The organism is Streptomyces sp. cf386 (assembly GCF_900103585.1).
GTDB lineage: Bacteria > Actinomycetota > Actinomycetes > Streptomycetales > Streptomycetaceae > Streptomyces.
The window spans coordinates 480,212-495,558 of record NZ_FNHV01000003.1 but is presented as its reverse complement, the minus strand read 5'-3'; the positions used below and the strand labels follow the sequence as shown (position 1 = coordinate 495,558).

Here is a 15,347-nt window from a genome sequence, read left to right as displayed (position 1 = left end):
ATGACGGCGAAGATCGCGTACGGCGACATCGAGGTCGGCACCGAACTGCCCACCCAGACCTTTCCCGTGACCCGAGCCACGCTCGTCCAGTACGCGGGTGCCTCCGGTGACTTCAACCCGATCCACTGGAACGAGAAGTTCGCCAAAGAGGTCGGCCTGCCGGACGTCATCGCGCACGGCATGTTCACCATGGCCGAGGCGATCCGCGTGGTCACCGACTGGACCGGCGACCCGGGTGCGGTCGTCCAGTACGGCGTCCGCTTCATCAAGCCCGTCGTCGTACCGAACGACGACCAGGGCGCCACGATCGAGGTCAGCGGCAAGGTCGCGGCCAAGCTCGACGACAACCAGGTTCGCGTGGACCTGACCGTGAAGAGCGCCGGACAGAAGGTGCTCGGGATGTCGCGGGCGGTCGTACAGCTTGCGTGAACGGCACGCGTGCGTGCCGCGAGGTAAGGGGCGTTCTCCATGGTGGGGCGCCCCTTACGTCTCGCCCTACATCACTGCCGCCTTCATTGGGACCGCAGGCGCTACGCGCACCCCACCGAACCCGCGTCGTCCGCCGCAGGCATCCCCGGCCCCACCGCCGGAGGCACCCCGTCTCGTACCCTTGTGCCCGTGCAGGAACTCCACGACGCCCCCCTCGCCCCTCTCACCACCTTCCGCCTCGGCGGCCCCGCCACCCGCCTGGTCACCGCGACCACCGACGCCGACGTGATCGACGTCGTGCGCGAGGCGGACGCCAAGGCGACCCCCTTGCTGCTCATCGGCGGCGGATCGAACCTGGTCATCGGTGACAAGGGCTTTGAGGGCACCGCGCTCGTCATCGCCACCAAGGGCTTCGAGCTGGACGGCACCACCCTCGAGCTGGCCGCCGGCGAGGTGTGGACCGATGCCGTCGCCCGCACCGTCGAGGCCGGGCTCGCCGGGATCGAGTGCCTCGCCGGAATCCCCGGCTCCGCAGGCGCCACGCCCATCCAGAACGTCGGCGCCTACGGTCAGGAGGTCTCCGCCACGATCACCGAGGTGATCGCGTACGACCGCCAGGCAGGCGAAACCGTCGTCATCCCGAAGGCCGAGTGCGCCTTCTCGTACCGCCACAGCCGCTTCAAGGCCGACCCCGAGCGCTACGTAGTCCTGCGCGTCCGTTTCAGGCTGGAGGACGCCGACGGACTCTCCGCCCCCGTCAAGTACGCCGAGACGGCCCGCGCCCTCGGCGTCGACGTCGGTGACCGCGTGCCCCTGGCCGCCGCCCGCGAGACCGTGCTGAAGCTGCGTACCGGCAAGGGCATGGTCCTCGACCTCGAGGACCACGACACCTGGTCGGCCGGATCCTTCTTCACCAACCCGATCCTCACCGACGAGCAGTTCTCGGCGTTCCACGCGCGCGTGCGCGAGCGTCTCGGCGACGGCGTGGAGCCGCCCGCCTACCCGGCGGGGGAGGGCCACACCAAGACCTCCGCGGCCTGGCTCATCGACAAGGCGGGCTTCACCAAGGGGTACGGCACCGGCCCCGCCCGCATCTCCACGAAGCACACCCTCGCCCTCACCAACCGCGGTGCGGCGACCACCGAGGATCTCCTCGCGCTCGCTCGCGAGGTCGTCGCCGGCGTTCGCGAGGCCTTCGGCATCACGCTGGTCAACGAGCCGGTGACGGTCGGCGTCAGCCTGTAGGGCCCTCTTGCCGCGGGCGCGGCCGCGGGCGGCCTCAGTAGGCGACGCCCACGCCCTGCTTCACCGTGGCCCGGTCACGGACCGCCGCCAGCATGGCGTGCGCCACATCGGCGCGCGCCAGGAAGCGGCCCCGGACCGGGAACCCGCCCACGACCGTCCGGTACGAGCCGGTGAGCGGCTTGTCCTGAAGACGGGGCGGCCGTACGACCGTCCACTCCGTGGCGCTGCGGGCCAACTCGGCCTCCATCTCCCGCAGATCGGTGTAGATGTCCTTGAGGGCGGCCGAGACGATGCCGCGCATCGCCCGGTCGGCGAACCCGTCGCCCTCCGGCTCGGGGCCGACCGGCGCCGCGCTCACCACGACCAGCCGCCGCACCCCCTCGGCGTCCAGGGCACCGAGCACCGTACGCGTCAGACGGGCCGCGATCCCGGCGTCCTTACGGCTGCGGGCGCCGAGCCCGGACAGCACCGCGTCCCGCCCGGCGACGGCGGGGCGCAACGCCTCGGGGTCGGTCAGATCCGCGCGGAACACCTCCAGGCGGTCGCCGGTGAGGGGGAAGCGAGCGGGGTCCCGTACGACGGCCGTGACCTCGTGACCGGCGTGCAGTGCCTGGCGGACGATCTCCTTGCCGATGCCTCCGGTGGCACCGAAGACGGTGAGCTTCATGACGTCTCCCGGTTTCATGGCATCTCCCGGTTTCATACCGTCTCCCGCATGGGTGAGATTCGGTGGGTGAGTATTCACTCACCCCCTTCTCCTCTAGAGTGAGTAAGTACTCACCCACCCGTCAAGGGCGATTGGACGTTTCATGGAAAACCGGCCCACCCGCGTTCGACTGCTCGACGCCGCCCACGACCTGATGCTCACCGTCGGGCTGGCGCGGACCACGACGAAGGAGATCGCGAGGGCGGCCGGGTGCTCCGAGGCGGCGCTGTACAAGCACTTCGCCAGCAAGGAGGAGCTCTTCATCCAGGTGCTCACCGAGCGGCTGCCCCCACTCCGGCCGCTGCTCAGCGGCCTCGCGGCCGAGCCCGGTCGGCACTCCCTGGAGGAGAACCTCACCGAGATCGCCCGCCAGGCCGCGCTGTTCTACGAGCAGAGCTTCCCGATCGCCGCGTCGCTGTACGCGCAGACCGAGCTCAAGCGGCGGCACGACGACGCCGTACGACAGATGGGGGCGGGCCCGCATGTGCCGATCCAGGAGCTCGACACCTACCTGAGGGCCGAGCAGGAGATGGGTCGGGTCAGCACCGACGCGGACACCTTCGCGGCGGCGTCGCTGCTGATGGGGGCCTGCGCGCAGCGGGCGTTCGCTTATGACGCGACGAAGGAGGCGGTACGGCCGCCGGTGGACGAGTTCGCCGCCCGGCTGGCCCGCACGCTGCTCGCGGGCATCGCCGGCTGACTCCGTCGAACCGGACGACGCGGGCTAGGCCAGCCAGTCGTCCACCCCCGCCAGCAGCTTCCCCTTCACCTCCTCCGGCGCCGCCGACGCCCGCACCGACTGCCGGGCCAGCTCTGCCAGCTCCTCGTCCGAGAAGGCGTGGTGCCGGCGGGCGATGTCGTACTGGGCGGCGAGGCGCGAGCCGAAGAGCAGGGGGTCGTCGGCGCCGAGGGCCATCGGGACGCCGGCCTCGTAGAGCGTCCGCAGCGGGACGTCCTCGGGCTTCTCGTAGACGCCGAGGGCGACGTTCGACGCGGGGCACACCTCGCACGTCACGCCCCTGTCGGCGAGGCGCTTCAGCAGCCGGGGGTCCTCCGCCGCCCGCACCCCGTGGCCGATCCGGTTCGCGTCCAGGTCGTCCAGGCAGTCGCGGACCGAGGAGGGGCCGGTCAGCTCGCCGCCGTGCGGGGCCGACAGCAGGCCACCCTCGCGGGCGATGTGGAAGGCGCGGTCGAAGTCCCGCGCCATGCCCCGGCGTTCGTCGTTGGACAACCCGAAGCCGACCACGCCCCGCTCGGCGTACCGCACCGCGAGCCGCGCCAGCGTGCGGGCGTCCAGCGGGTGCTTCATACGGTTCGCGGCGACCAGGACGCGCATCCCCAGCCCCGTGTCCCGCGACGCCGTCTCCACCGCGTCCAGGATGATCTCCAGCGCCGGGATCAGACCGCCCAGCCGGGGCGCGTACGACGTCGGGTCGACCTGGATCTCCAGCCAGCCGGAGCCGTCCCTGACGTCCTCCTCCGCGGCCTCCCTGACCAGCCGCTGGATGTCCTCCGGCTGCCGCAGGCACGAGCGCGCCGAGTCGTACAGACGCTGGAAGCGGAACCAGCCCCGCTCGTCCGTCGCCCGCAGCTTCGGCGGTTCCCCGCTGGTCAGTGCGTCGGTCAGCGCCTCGGGCAGACGCACGCCGTATTTGTCGGCCAGTTCCAGCAGGGTCGCCGGCCGCATCGAGCCGGTGAAGTGCAGGTGCAGATGGGCTTTCGGCAGTTCAGAGACATCACGTACACGCTCCATTCCAGGATCCTGCCGTACGTGTCCGTCGTCCCGGTAGCGGTTTCCCCTTTAGTGGTCTTGCTCGCACAAACAAATGGGACCACCCCCGAAAATCCGGAGGCGGTCCCATGGCGGAAAAGCGAACGTCAGTCCCTGGCCTCCGCCAGCAGCTTCTGGATCCGGCTCACGCCCTCGACGAGGTCCTCGTCACCGAGCGCGTACGACAGCCGCAGATAGCCCGGAGTGCCGAAGGCCTCGCCCGGTACGACCGCGACCTCGGCCTCCTCCAGGATCAGCGCGGCCAGCTCGACGCTGTCCTGCGGGCGCTTGCCGCGGATCTCCTTACCGAGCAGCGCCTTCACCGACGGGTACGCGTAGAAGGCCCCCTCGGGCTCCGGGCAGAGCACGCCGTCGATCTCGTTGAGCATCCGCACGATCGTCTTACGACGGCGGTCGAAGGCCTCGCGCATCTTCGCGACGGCGTCCAGGTCGCCGGAGACGGCGGCGAGGGCGGCCACCTGGGCCACGTTCGAGACGTTCGACGTGGCGTGCGACTGGAGGTTGGTCGCGGCCTTGACGACGTCCTTCGGGCCGATGATCCAGCCGACCCGCCAGCCCGTCATGGCGTACGTCTTGGCGACACCGTTGACCACGATGCACTTGTCCCGCAGCTCGGGAAGGATCGCGGGCAGCGAGGTGAACTTCGCGTCGCCGTAGACGAGGTGCTCGTAGATCTCGTCCGTCATGACCCACAGACCGTGCTCGACGGCCCAACGGCCGATGGCCTCGGCGTCCTCGGCGCTGTAGACCGCGCCGGTCGGGTTCGACGGGGAGACGAACAGGACGACCTTCGTCCGCTCGGTGCGGGCCGCCTCCAGCTGCTCGACCGAGACGCGGTAGCCGGTCGTCTCGTCGGCGACGACCTCGACCGGGACACCGCCGGCGAGCCGGATCGACTCCGGGTACGTAGTCCAGTACGGGGCCGGGACGATGACCTCGTCGCCCGGGTCGAGGATCGCGGCGAAGGCCTCGTAGATGGCCTGCTTGCCGCCGTTGGTGACCAGGATCTGCGAGACCTCGGGCTCGTAGCCGGAGTCGCGCAGCGTCTTCGCGGCGATCGCGGCCTTCAGCTCGGGCAGACCGCCGGCCGGGGTGTAGCGGTGGTACTTCGGGTTCTTGCAGGCCTCGATAGCGGCCTCGACGATGTAGTCCGGAGTCGGGAAGTCGGGCTCACCGGCGCCGAAGCCGATCACCGGACGCCCGGCGGCCTTGAGGGCCTTGGCCTTCGCGTCCACGGCGAGGGTGGCGGACTCGGAGATCGCGCCGACTCGGGCGGAGACCCGGCGCTCGGTGGGTGGGGTTGCAGCGCTCATGGGGCCCATCGTTTCAGACCGGAAACGCGGGCGGCACGCGGGTTTCACAGACTGAACATCGGCTGAACATCCGTCCGGATCGCGCCCGCGGCCAGGGCGATCTTGCACCGTCGCACGGCCCAACTCCGGGCGATCTTCCGTCGACCAACCCCTCATCGGCCACTTTCTGTTCGACGAGGCGCCCGGGACCACGTACACTCTCACCTCGTTGGCCTCCAGCAGGTCGCACTCGCATGGTGCACAACGAGCACCCGGTCGGATGCGGTACGTTGGGGGACACACCAAAGGGTCGTAGCTCAATTGGTAGAGCACCGGTCTCCAAAACCGGCGGTTGGGGGTTCAAGTCCCTCCGGCCCTGCTACACACACCTTCGCCAGGTGTGCGCATGTACGTACAGAAATGCACCGCCGTGCGGCTCAGACCGGGCGCGGCACGGCCACGACCCGGAATCAGGTGAGGACGAGTGACGGACGCCGTGGGCTCCATCGACATGCCTGATGCCCAGGACGAGGCGCCGGAGTCCAAGAAGAACCGCAAGGGCGGCAAGCGCGGCAAGAAGGGCCCGCTGAAGCGGCTCGCGCTCTTCTACCGCCAGATCGTCGCGGAACTCCGCAAGGTTGTCTGGCCGACCCGCAACCAGCTGACGACGTACACCACTGTGGTGATCATCTTCGTCGTCATCATGATCGGCCTGGTGACCGTGATTGACTATGGGCTCGACAACGCCGCCAAGTACGTCTTCGGCTGAGCCAAGAGCGAAGGGCGCCGTGGTTACCGGCGCCCCTTTCGCATGTTCCACCCCCATGTATCCAGGAAGAAGCAGCCACCGTGTCTGACCAGAACGTGAACGACGCCATCGAGCCACACGGGCAGGGTGTCGAGTCCGTGGAAGACGAGCTCGACATCGTCGAGGGCGCGGACGAGGAGCTGGACGAGGTCGAGGCTGCCGACGCCGAGGCGGGCGAGCCGGCCGAGGAGGCCGCGCTGCACGTGGAGGACGCGGAAGAGGTCGCCGAGGAAGAGGCCCCCGAGGAGGAGGCCGAGCCCGTCGACCCCGTCGTCGCCCTGCGCGAGGAGCTCCGCACGCTGCCCGGCGAGTGGTACGTCATCCACACCTACGCCGGTTACGAGAACCGCGTGAAGACCAACCTGGAGCAGCGCGCCGTCTCGCTGAACGTCGAGGACTACATCTTCCAGGCCGAGGTGCCGCAGGAAGAGGTCGTCCAGATCAAGAACGGCGACCGCAAGACGATCAAGCAGAACAAGCTGCCGGGTTACGTCCTGGTCCGTATGGACCTGACCAACGAGTCCTGGGGTGTCGTCCGTAACACCCCCGGCGTCACCGGCTTCGTGGGCAACGCCTACGACCCGTACCCGCTGACCCTGGACGAGATCGTCAAGATGCTCGCCCCGGAGGCCGAGGAGAAGGCCGCCCGCGAGGCCGCCGAGGCCGAGGGCAAGCCCGCCCCGCAGCGCAAGGTCGAGGTCCAGGTGCTGGACTTCGAGGTCGGCGACTCGGTCACCGTCACCGACGGCCCGTTCGCCACGCTGCAGGCCACCATCAACGAGATCAACGCCGACTCGAAGAAGGTCAAGGGCCTCGTGGAGATCTTCGGCCGCGAGACGCCGGTCGAGCTGTCCTTCGACCAGATCCAGAAGAACTGAGCACAGCTACCGAGAGCGCCCCGCCGGTGAGAACCGTGTCGGGGCGCTCTCGTCGTGTCCGGCCGGCCCTCTTCGGGGCGGTAGTCGCGGCCGCCGTGCTGGTGCTGACGTACGCCGTCTTCCTCCCGGCTGCCTGGCTGCGTACCGAGGTGCGGGGAGCGCAGCCGGCCCGGGCCACGTTCCACGACGGGGCGTGCCTCCTCGGCGGCTGCAGCGTCACCCTCTTCGTGGCGGGTGAGCGGGTGACGGCCGGTCTTCCGGTCGGCACGCGCGCGAAGGGTCACGTCGAGGGCGACATGGTGGACGTACTCCACGCTCCCGGCGAGCCGGAACGGGTCGCGCTCGCGCACGACACGGGCCGGGGCGCCGTGGCCGCGCTGCTCGCGGTGCCGGGCGGCGCGACCCTGTTCGGGCTGCTGGCCGGCGTGGTGCACATGGCCCGCAACCGACCGCCTAAGGACCCCGCGCAGGCTGTCTGAGCTGGACGATTTCTTGTCCGGTGGGCACAGCGGCTATCGTTGTGCGGTATGCCATCTGCGGGATCTTGCCCCGATGGGCGCAGGTCGAAGGCGCGGATGGCAGTCAACCTCTCAGTAAGGACCCGGAGAGAGCATGCCTCCCAAGAAGAAGAAGGTCACGGGGCTCATCAAGCTCCAGATCCAGGCCGGTGCGGCCAACCCGGCTCCGCCGGTCGGCCCCGCGCTGGGTCAGCACGGCGTCAACATCATGGAGTTCTGCAAGGCCTACAACGCCGCGACCGAGTCGCAGCGCGGTTGGGTCATCCCGGTGGAGATCACGGTCTACGAGGACCGTTCCTTCACCTTCATCACCAAGACCCCGCCGGCCGCGAAGATGATCCTCAAGGCTGCTGGTGTCGAGAAGGGCTCGGGCGAGCCGCACAAGACCAAGGTCGCCAAGATCACCGAGGCGCAGGTCCGCGAGATCGCCACCACCAAGATGCCCGACCTCAACGCCAACGACCTGGACGCCGCCGCGAAGATCATCGCCGGCACCGCCCGTTCCATGGGCATCACGGTCGAGGGCTGACCCTCAAACCCCCAGCAGAAGTGAGTGGCAGGGCCTGCTCGGCCCGGACCACAACTCCTAAGAAAACACAGGAGCAGTTGTGAGCAAGCGCAGCAAGACTCTCCGCGCTGCGGACGCCAAGGTCGACCGGGACAAGCTCTACGCCCCGCTCGAGGCCGTCCGTCTCGCCAAGGAGACGTCCGCGTCCAAGTTCGACGGCACCGTCGAGGTCGCCTTCCGTCTGGGTGTCGACCCGCGTAAGGCCGACCAGATGGTCCGTGGCACCGTGAACCTGCCGCACGGCACCGGCAAGACTGCCCGGGTCCTGGTCTTCGCGACCGGTGACCGTGCTGCGGCCGCGGAGGCCGCGGGCGCCGACATCGTCGGCTCCGACGAACTGATCGACGAGGTGTCGAAGGGCCGCCTGGACTTCGACGCCGTCGTCGCCACCCCGGACCTCATGGGCAAGGTCGGCCGCCTCGGCCGCGTCCTCGGTCCGCGTGGTCTGATGCCGAACCCGAAGACCGGCACCGTCACCCCCGACGTCGCCAAGGCCGTCACCGAGATCAAGGGCGGCAAGATCGAGTTCCGCGTCGACAAGCACTCGAACCTGCACTTCATCATCGGCAAGGTGTCCTTCGACGACACCAAGCTGGTGGAGAACTACGGCGCCGCGCTGGACGAGATCCTTCGTCTGAAGCCGTCCGCCGCCAAGGGTCGCTACATCAAGAAGGCCGCCATCACCACCACGATCGGCCCCGGCATTCCCGTCGACCCGAACCGCACCCGCAACCTCCTCGTCGAGGAGGACCCGGCCGCGGTCTGAGCCACCGGCTCACCAGGCTCGAAGCGGGCCCCGCACCCCTCCCGGGTGCGGGGCCCGTCCCGTTGTCCGGCCCTGTCTGTCAGTGCCCTGGGTTAACTTTCATTCACGGGGTTCGCGCAGGGGGGACGAATGACGAGCACGAGGGCGCGCCGATCGGCGTTCTGGATCGCGCTGCTGACCGCGCTGTCGGCCCTGGCCGCATGCACGTCCTCCGACCGGTCCGACGAGAAGGACCGCGCCGCGCCCTCCCGCGCCGTCACAGCCGCCCTGCGCACCGTCGAGCGGGCCACAGGCGAGGCCGAGTCCGCCCGGGTCAGGTCCACGACCGATATGGGCTCGGAACTGTCCATGACGGCCGACGGCGCCCTCGCCTGGGGCGACGGCCTCACCGGCACCCTGACGATCACGTACACCGGCGGCACCACGGCCGAGACGATGCGCCGGCTGGGCACCACGTCGATGGAGGCCCGCTATCTCCCCGACGCCTACTACGCGCGCATGGGCGACAGATTCGCCGAGAAGGCAGACGGCAAGCACTGGATCAAGTACGCCTACGACGACCTGGAGAACCTCGCCGGCAGCTCCGGAGCGGACCTCGCGGACCAGATGCGCGGCACCGCGCCGCACACGTCGGTGAAGCTGCTGCTGTCCTCCACGGACGTACGGAAGGTCGGCGAGGAGACGGTGAGAGGCGAGCGCACCTCGCACTACTCCGGCACCGTGCCCGCACAGGGCGCCGACCCGCAGACCGTCGACATATGGGTGGACGCCAGGAACCTGCTGGTCAAGAAAGTCGAGAAGGGCCACACGGCCACCGGGCAGCTCACGCAGACCGCGTACTACAGCGACTACGGCGCGAAGGCCACGGCAGAGAAGCCTCCGGCCGCGGACACGGTGGACCTCAAGGACCTGCTGAAGAAACGAGGAGGGCTCGGAGGCGGCACCTCCTGACTGCCGTGAACGGCCGATTTGCTTGACGCCGATTCCGTCCCGTACTCTCCCTTCTGAAGCCAAAGACCGCTGGTCGTTGCCGTGCGCTCGCAAGAGGGTGCGGTGGCCGAAGGATCCGCTGAAATGCGGGCGACCCGCGCAGGTGACTGTGGAAGAACTCCCGGAGTACGCGCCTCACGTGCGTGCGGCCGGTCGAGTCCGCCCCGTGCGCCTGCGCCGGGGCGTTTCGTTTTCCCCAGTCCTCCTTCGGGTCCGCGCGGTCCGAATCACCCGGAAGGAGGCCGAGACTCATGGCGAGGCCCGACAAGGCTGCCGCGGTTGCGGAGTTGACGGAGCAGTTCCGCAACTCCAGCGCCGCTGTGCTGACCGAGTACCGCGGTCTCACCGTGGCGCAGCTCAAGACGCTGCGCCGGTCGCTCGGTGAGAACGCCCAGTACGCCGTGGTGAAGAACACGCTGACCAAGATTGCGGCCAACGAGGCCGGGATCTCGACGCTGGACGACCTGTTCAACGGTCCGACGGCTGTCGCCTTCGTCACCGGTGACCCGGTGGAGTCGGCGAAGGGTCTCCGTGACTTTGCCAAGGACAACCCGAATCTCGTCATCAAGGGCGGTGTCCTTGACGGTAAGGCGCTGAGCGCCGACGAGATCAAGAAGCTTGCGGACCTCGAGTCCCGCGAGGTTCTGCTCTCCAAGCTGGCCGGTGCCTTCAAGGCGAAGCAGTCCCAGGCTGCCTCCGTCTTCCAGGCGCTGCCGTCGAAGCTCGTCCGCACCGTGGACGCCCTTCGCGCCAAGCAGGACGAGCAGGGCGGTGCCGAGTAACTCGGCTCGCACAATGACCGCCGCCTGACGCGGGGGTCGTAGCGGGCCGACTGTACGCCCGCCAGACATGTACATCCGGCACCAGCCGATTTAGTGGAAGGAAAGCCGAAATGGCTCTCACCCAGGACGAACTGCTCGCCGAGTTCGAGAACATGACCCTGATCCAGCTCTCCGAGTTCGTGAAGGCGTTCGAGGAGAAGTTCGACGTCACCGCCGCCGCTGCCGCGCCGGTCGTCGTCGCCGGTGGTGCCGGTGCCGCCGCCGCCGAGGCCCCGGAGGAGAAGGACGAGTTCGACGTCGTCCTCACCGGTGCCGGCGACAAGAAGATCCAGGTCATCAAGGTCGTGCGCGAGCTCACCTCCCTGGGCCTGAAGGAGGCCAAGGACCTGGTCGACGGTGCGCCGAAGCCGGTTCTGGAGAAGGTCAACAAGGAGGCCGCGGACAAGGCCAAGGAGTCCCTCGAGGGCGCCGGCGCCTCCGTCGAGGTCAAGTAAGACCTTTCGCGGTCGGTACGACCGTCGCGCGCTGAAAGCAGCCTCCTGAGGCTGTAACGCAGTCGCACCGAAGAGCGATCATCCATTCGGGTGGTCGCTCTTCGGCGTTCCTGGGGGCGCGGCCACGGTTGCCTTGCGCCCGCTATGGCGAGGGGTATGGTGATCTTCGTCGTGTCCCTGGGCACCCCCGGTTCGGGCATGGGGGCCTTGACGAACCGCACGCAGCGCGCAATTCTCAGGACGCGTCGCCACAAGGATCCGAATCCGAGGCATGGATCGGCGACGAAGAGGGCAGTATCAACGTGCATTGAGGGCAAGCATGCCGAGGGCGTTGAGAACAACGAGGGTCGCGAAAAACCCGCACTGGACATCAGTGTGCCAAGTGGCTACACTGACCCTTTGCGCTGCCTGTTAGCTGTCCCCTGCCCGTCACCAGGGGCATGCCCTCGCTTGAGCACCGATGACCGGACCGACCCTGACCTGGCCATATTTCTGGTTGGAGAAGGAAACACCTGTCTCTGTGCCCCTGTGAGGGGCCGGTACGCGCGTAGTGAGTCCGAGCCCTCGGAAGGACCCCCTCTTGGCCGCCTCGCGCACTGCCTCGACCGCGAATACGAACAACGGCGCCAGCACCGCCCCGCTGCGCATCTCCTTTGCAAAGATCAAGGAGCCCCTCGAGGTTCCCAACCTGCTCGCGCTGCAGACCGAGAGCTTTGACTGGCTGCTCGGCAACACCGCCTGGCAGAGTCGGGTCGAGGCGGCTCTGGAGTCCGGTCAGGACGTCCCCACCAAGTCCGGTCTGGAGGAGATCTTCGAGGAGATCTCCCCGATCGAGGACTTCTCCGGGTCGATGTCGCTGACGTTCCGCGACCACCGTTTCGAGCCGCCGAAGAACAGCATCGACGAGTGCAAGGAGCGCGACTTCACGTACGCCGCTCCGCTCTTCGTGACGGCTGAGTTCACCAACAACGAGACCGGCGAGATCAAGTCCCAGACGGTCTTCATGGGCGACTTCCCGCTCATGACCCACAAGGGCACCTTCGTCATCAACGGCACCGAGCGTGTCGTGGTGTCGCAGCTGGTCCGCTCGCCCGGCGTCTACTTCGACTCCTCCATCGACAAGACGTCCGACAAGGACATCTTCTCCGCCAAGGTCATCCCGTCCCGGGGTGCGTGGCTGGAGCTGGAGATCGACAAGCGCGACATGGTCGGTGTCCGCATCGACCGCAAGCGCAAGCAGTCCGTGACCGTTCTGCTCAAGGCTCTCGGTTGGACGACCGAGCAGATCCTTGAGGAGTTCGGCGAGTACGAGTCCATGCGCGCCACCCTGGAGAAGGACCACACCCAGGGCCAGGACGACGCGCTGCTCGACATCTACCGCAAGCTGCGTCCGGGCGAGCCCCCCACGCGTGAGGCCGCGCAGACGCTTCTGGAGAACCTGTACTTCAACCCGAAGCGCTACGACCTCGCCAAGGTCGGCCGCTACAAGGTCAACAAGAAGCTGGGCGCGGAGGCCCCGCTCGACGCGGGCATCCTGACCGTCGAGGACGTCATCTCGACGATCAAGTACCTGGTGAAGCTGCACGCCGGCGAGACCGAGACGGCCGCGGACAACGGCCAGACGATCGTCGTCGAGACCGACGACATCGACCACTTCGGCAACCGTCGTCTGCGCAGTGTCGGCGAGCTCATCCAGAACCAGGTCCGTACGGGTCTGGCTCGTATGGAGCGCGTCGTCCGTGAGCGCATGACGACCCAGGACGTCGAGGCGATCACGCCGCAGACCCTGATCAACATCCGGCCGGTCGTCGCCTCCATCAAGGAGTTCTTCGGCACCAGCCAGCTGTCGCAGTTCATGGACCAGAACAACCCGCTGTCGGGTCTCACCCACAAGCGCCGTCTGTCGGCTCTTGGTCCGGGTGGTCTGTCCCGTGAGCGGGCCGGCTTCGAGGTCCGTGACGTGCACCCGTCTCACTACGGCCGTATGTGCCCGATCGAGACGCCCGAAGGCCCGAACATCGGTCTGATCGGTTCGCTCGCCTCCTACGGCCGCGTCAACGCGTTCGGTTTCGTGGAGACGCCGTACCGCAAGGTCGTCGACGGTCAGGTCACCGACGAGGTCGACTACCTGACGGCCGACGAGGAGGACCGCTTCGTCATCGCGCAGGCCAACGCCACGCTCAACGACGACCTGCGGTTCGCCGAGGCCCGCGTCCTGGTCCGCCGCCGCGGCGGCGAGGTCGACTACGTCGGCGGCGAGGACGTCGACTACATGGACGTCTCGCCGCGCCAGATGGTGTCGGTCGCGACCGCCATGATCCCGTTCCTCGAGCACGACGACGCCAACCGTGCCCTCATGGGCGCGAACATGATGCGTCAGGCCGTCCCGCTCATCAAGAGCGAGTCCCCGCTCGTCGGCACCGGCATGGAGTACCGCTCCGCCGTCGACGCCGGCGACGTGGTCAAGGCCGAGAAGGCGGGTGTGGTCCAGGAGGTCTCCGCGGACTACATCACCACCGCCAACGATGACGGCACGTACATCACGTACCGCCTGGCCAAGTTCGCCCGCTCCAACCAGGGCACCTCGGTCAACCAGAAGGTCATCGTCAACGAGGGCGACCGGATCATCGAGGGCCAGGTCCTGGCCGACGGTCCGGCCACCGAGAACGGCGAGATGGCGCTGGGCAAGAACCTGCTCGTGGCGTTCATGCCGTGGGAGGGTCACAACTACGAGGACGCGATCATCCTGTCGCAGCGCCTCGTGCAGGACGACGTCCTCTCCTCGATCCACATCGAGGAGCACGAGGTCGACGCCCGTGACACCAAGCTCGGCCCCGAGGAGATCACCCGGGACATCCCGAACGTCTCCGAGGAGGTCCTCGCCGACCTCGACGAGCGCGGCATCATCCGTATCGGTGCCGAGGTCGTCGCCGGCGACATCCTCGTCGGCAAGGTCACGCCCAAGGGTGAGACTGAGCTGACCCCGGAGGAGCGACTGCTGCGCGCGATCTTCGGTGAGAAGGCCCGTGAGGTCCGTGACACCTCGCTGAAGGTGCCGCACGGCGAGATCGGCAAGGTCATCGGCGTCCGCGTCTTCGACCGCGAGGAGGGCGACGAGCTTCCCCCCGGTGTGAACCAGCTGGTGCGCGTGTACGTGGCGCAGAAGCGCAAGATCACCGACGGTGACAAGCTCGCCGGCCGTCACGGCAACAAGGGCGTCATCTCGAAGATCCTGCCGATCGAGGACATGCCGTTCCTGGAGGACGGCACCCCGGTCGACATCATCCTCAACCCGCTGGGTGTGCCGTCCCGAATGAACCCGGGACAGGTTCTGGAGATCCACCTCGGCTGGCTCGCCAGCCGCGGCTGGGACGTCTCCGGTCTCGCCGACGAGTGGGCCCAGCGCCTGCAGGTCATCGGCGCCGACCAGGTCGCCCCGGGCACCAACGTCGCCACCCCGGTCTTCGACGGTGCGCGTGAGGACGAGCTCGCCGGTCTGCTCGAGCACACGATCCCGAACCGTGACGGCGAGCGCATGGTGCTCCCGACCGGTAAGGCCCCGCTGTTCGACGGCCGCTCGGGTGAGCCGTTCCCGGAGCCGATCTCGGTCGGCTACATGTACATCCTGAAGCTGCACCACCTGGTCGACGACAAGCTGCACGCCCGTTCGACCGGTCCGTACAGCATGATCACCCAGCAGCCGCTGGGTGGTAAGGCCCAGTTCGGTGGCCAGCGCTTCGGTGAGATGGAGGTGTGGGCGCTGGAGGCTTATGGCGCCGCGTACGCCCTCCAGGAGCTGCTGACCATCAAGTCCGACGACGTCACCGGCCGCGTGAAGGTCTACGAGGCCATCGTCAAGGGCGAGAACATCCCCGAGCCCGGCATCCCCGAGTCCTTCAAGGTGCTCATCAAGGAGATGCAGTCGCTCTGCCTGAACGTGGAGGTGCTGTCCAGCGACGGTATGTCCATCGAGATGCGTGACACCGACGAGGACGTCTTCCGCGCAGCGGAGGAGCTCGGCATCGACCTGTCCCGGCGCGAGCCGAGCAGCGTCGAAGAGGTCTGACGGGAGTCCGGCG

General features: G+C 68.1%; 15 protein-coding genes and 1 tRNA gene. 13 read left to right on the top strand and 3 right to left on the bottom strand.

Annotated elements, in window-relative coordinates:
- Together BLU79_RS10145 and BLU79_RS10140 are read left to right on the top strand one after the other, a co-directional pair.
- Positions 1-429, top strand: coding sequence for a MaoC family dehydratase (locus BLU79_RS10145; RefSeq protein WP_093905306.1), 429 nt, complete (start codon positions 1-3; stop codon positions 427-429).
- A 189-nt stretch (positions 430-618) separates the two neighbouring features.
- Complete coding sequence (locus BLU79_RS10140) at positions 619-1,674, top strand: UDP-N-acetylmuramate dehydrogenase (protein ID WP_093905517.1); 1,056 nt, start codon at positions 619-621, stop codon at positions 1,672-1,674.
- Positions 1,675-1,708: 34 nt separating this feature from the next.
- Here BLU79_RS10140 and BLU79_RS10135 read toward each other — a convergent pair whose 3' ends face one another.
- Entirely contained in the window at positions 1,709-2,341 is a 633-nt protein-coding gene (locus BLU79_RS10135; protein ID WP_093905516.1) for an NAD(P)-dependent oxidoreductase, read from the bottom strand.
- A gap of 142 nt (positions 2,342-2,483) precedes the next feature.
- Between BLU79_RS10135 and BLU79_RS10130 the strand changes: the two genes are divergently transcribed.
- Complete coding sequence (locus BLU79_RS10130) at positions 2,484-3,080, top strand: TetR/AcrR family transcriptional regulator (protein WP_093905305.1); 597 nt, start codon at positions 2,484-2,486, stop codon at positions 3,078-3,080.
- A 24-nt stretch (positions 3,081-3,104) separates the two neighbouring features.
- On the opposite strand, the gene BLU79_RS10125 is transcribed toward BLU79_RS10130, so the two are convergent.
- Together BLU79_RS10125 and BLU79_RS10120 are read right to left on the bottom strand one after the other, a co-directional pair.
- Entirely contained in the window at positions 3,105-4,133 is a 1,029-nt protein-coding gene (locus tag BLU79_RS10125; protein WP_093905304.1) for an adenosine deaminase, read from the bottom strand.
- 125 nt (positions 4,134-4,258) lie between these two features.
- Positions 4,259-5,485 (bottom strand): pyridoxal phosphate-dependent aminotransferase, encoded by a 1,227-nt coding sequence (locus tag BLU79_RS10120; RefSeq protein ID WP_093905303.1) that lies wholly within the window; start codon positions 5,483-5,485, stop codon positions 4,259-4,261.
- Between the two features lie 285 nt (positions 5,486-5,770).
- On the opposite strand from BLU79_RS10120, the gene BLU79_RS10115 reads away from it, so the two are divergent.
- The 10 genes from BLU79_RS10115 to rpoB all read left to right on the top strand — a co-directional run bounded on the left by BLU79_RS10115 (position 5,771) and on the right by rpoB (position 15,334).
- Positions 5,771-5,843, top strand: a tRNA-Trp gene (locus BLU79_RS10115).
- A 105-nt stretch (positions 5,844-5,948) separates the two neighbouring features.
- Entirely contained in the window at positions 5,949-6,233 is a 285-nt protein-coding gene (secE, locus tag BLU79_RS10110) for a preprotein translocase subunit SecE (RefSeq protein WP_093905302.1), read from the top strand.
- A gap of 80 nt (positions 6,234-6,313) precedes the next feature.
- On the top strand, positions 6,314-7,150 hold the full coding sequence (gene nusG / locus BLU79_RS10105) for a transcription termination/antitermination protein NusG (RefSeq protein ID WP_093905301.1): 837 nt from the start codon (positions 6,314-6,316) through the stop codon (positions 7,148-7,150).
- Between the two features lie 35 nt (positions 7,151-7,185).
- Positions 7,186-7,629, top strand: a complete 444-nt coding sequence (locus BLU79_RS10100) for a hypothetical protein (RefSeq protein ID WP_143052481.1) — start codon at positions 7,186-7,188, stop codon at positions 7,627-7,629.
- 133 nt (positions 7,630-7,762) lie between these two features.
- On the top strand, positions 7,763-8,197 hold the full coding sequence (gene rplK / locus BLU79_RS10095) for a 50S ribosomal protein L11 (RefSeq protein ID WP_028805116.1): 435 nt from the start codon (positions 7,763-7,765) through the stop codon (positions 8,195-8,197).
- A 79-nt stretch (positions 8,198-8,276) separates the two neighbouring features.
- Positions 8,277-9,002, top strand: a complete 726-nt coding sequence (rplA, locus tag BLU79_RS10090; RefSeq protein ID WP_093905299.1) for a 50S ribosomal protein L1 — start codon at positions 8,277-8,279, stop codon at positions 9,000-9,002.
- Positions 9,003-9,131: 129 nt separating this feature from the next.
- Positions 9,132-9,953: an SCO4651 family lipoprotein gene (locus tag BLU79_RS10085; RefSeq protein ID WP_093905298.1), complete on the top strand. Its 822-nt coding sequence runs from the start codon at positions 9,132-9,134 to the stop codon at positions 9,951-9,953.
- Between the two features lie 290 nt (positions 9,954-10,243).
- Entirely contained in the window at positions 10,244-10,774 is a 531-nt protein-coding gene (rplJ, locus tag BLU79_RS10080; protein ID WP_093905297.1) for a 50S ribosomal protein L10, read from the top strand.
- Positions 10,775-10,884: 110 nt separating this feature from the next.
- Positions 10,885-11,268 (top strand): 50S ribosomal protein L7/L12, encoded by a 384-nt coding sequence (gene rplL / locus BLU79_RS10075; RefSeq protein ID WP_093905296.1) that lies wholly within the window; start codon positions 10,885-10,887, stop codon positions 11,266-11,268.
- Between the two features lie 580 nt (positions 11,269-11,848).
- Positions 11,849-15,334: a DNA-directed RNA polymerase subunit beta gene (gene rpoB / locus BLU79_RS10065; RefSeq protein WP_093905295.1), complete on the top strand. Its 3,486-nt coding sequence runs from the start codon at positions 11,849-11,851 to the stop codon at positions 15,332-15,334.
- The last annotated feature ends 13 nt before the right edge of the window (positions 15,335-15,347 follow it).

Coding starts and splice junctions, on each gene's coding strand:
- rplK (WP_028805116.1), top strand. CDS start 7,763: ATGCCTCCCAAGAAGAAGAAGGTCACGGGGCTCATCAAGCTCCAGATC.
- rplJ (WP_093905297.1), top strand. CDS start 10,244: ATGGCGAGGCCCGACAAGGCTGCCGCGGTTGCGGAGTTGACGGAGCAG.
- BLU79_RS10085 (WP_093905298.1), top strand. CDS start 9,132: ATGACGAGCACGAGGGCGCGCCGATCGGCGTTCTGGATCGCGCTGCTG.
- BLU79_RS10145 (WP_093905306.1), top strand. CDS start 1: ATGACGGCGAAGATCGCGTACGGCGACATCGAGGTCGGCACCGAACTG.
- BLU79_RS10130 (WP_093905305.1), top strand. CDS start 2,484: ATGGAAAACCGGCCCACCCGCGTTCGACTGCTCGACGCCGCCCACGAC.
- BLU79_RS10120 (WP_093905303.1), bottom strand. CDS start 5,485: ATGAGCGCTGCAACCCCACCCACCGAGCGCCGGGTCTCCGCCCGAGTC.
- BLU79_RS10135 (WP_093905516.1), bottom strand. CDS start 2,341: ATGAAGCTCACCGTCTTCGGTGCCACCGGAGGCATCGGCAAGGAGATC.
- BLU79_RS10125 (WP_093905304.1), bottom strand. CDS start 4,133: ATGGAGCGTGTACGTGATGTCTCTGAACTGCCGAAAGCCCATCTGCAC.
- rplL (WP_093905296.1), top strand. CDS start 10,885: ATGGCTCTCACCCAGGACGAACTGCTCGCCGAGTTCGAGAACATGACC.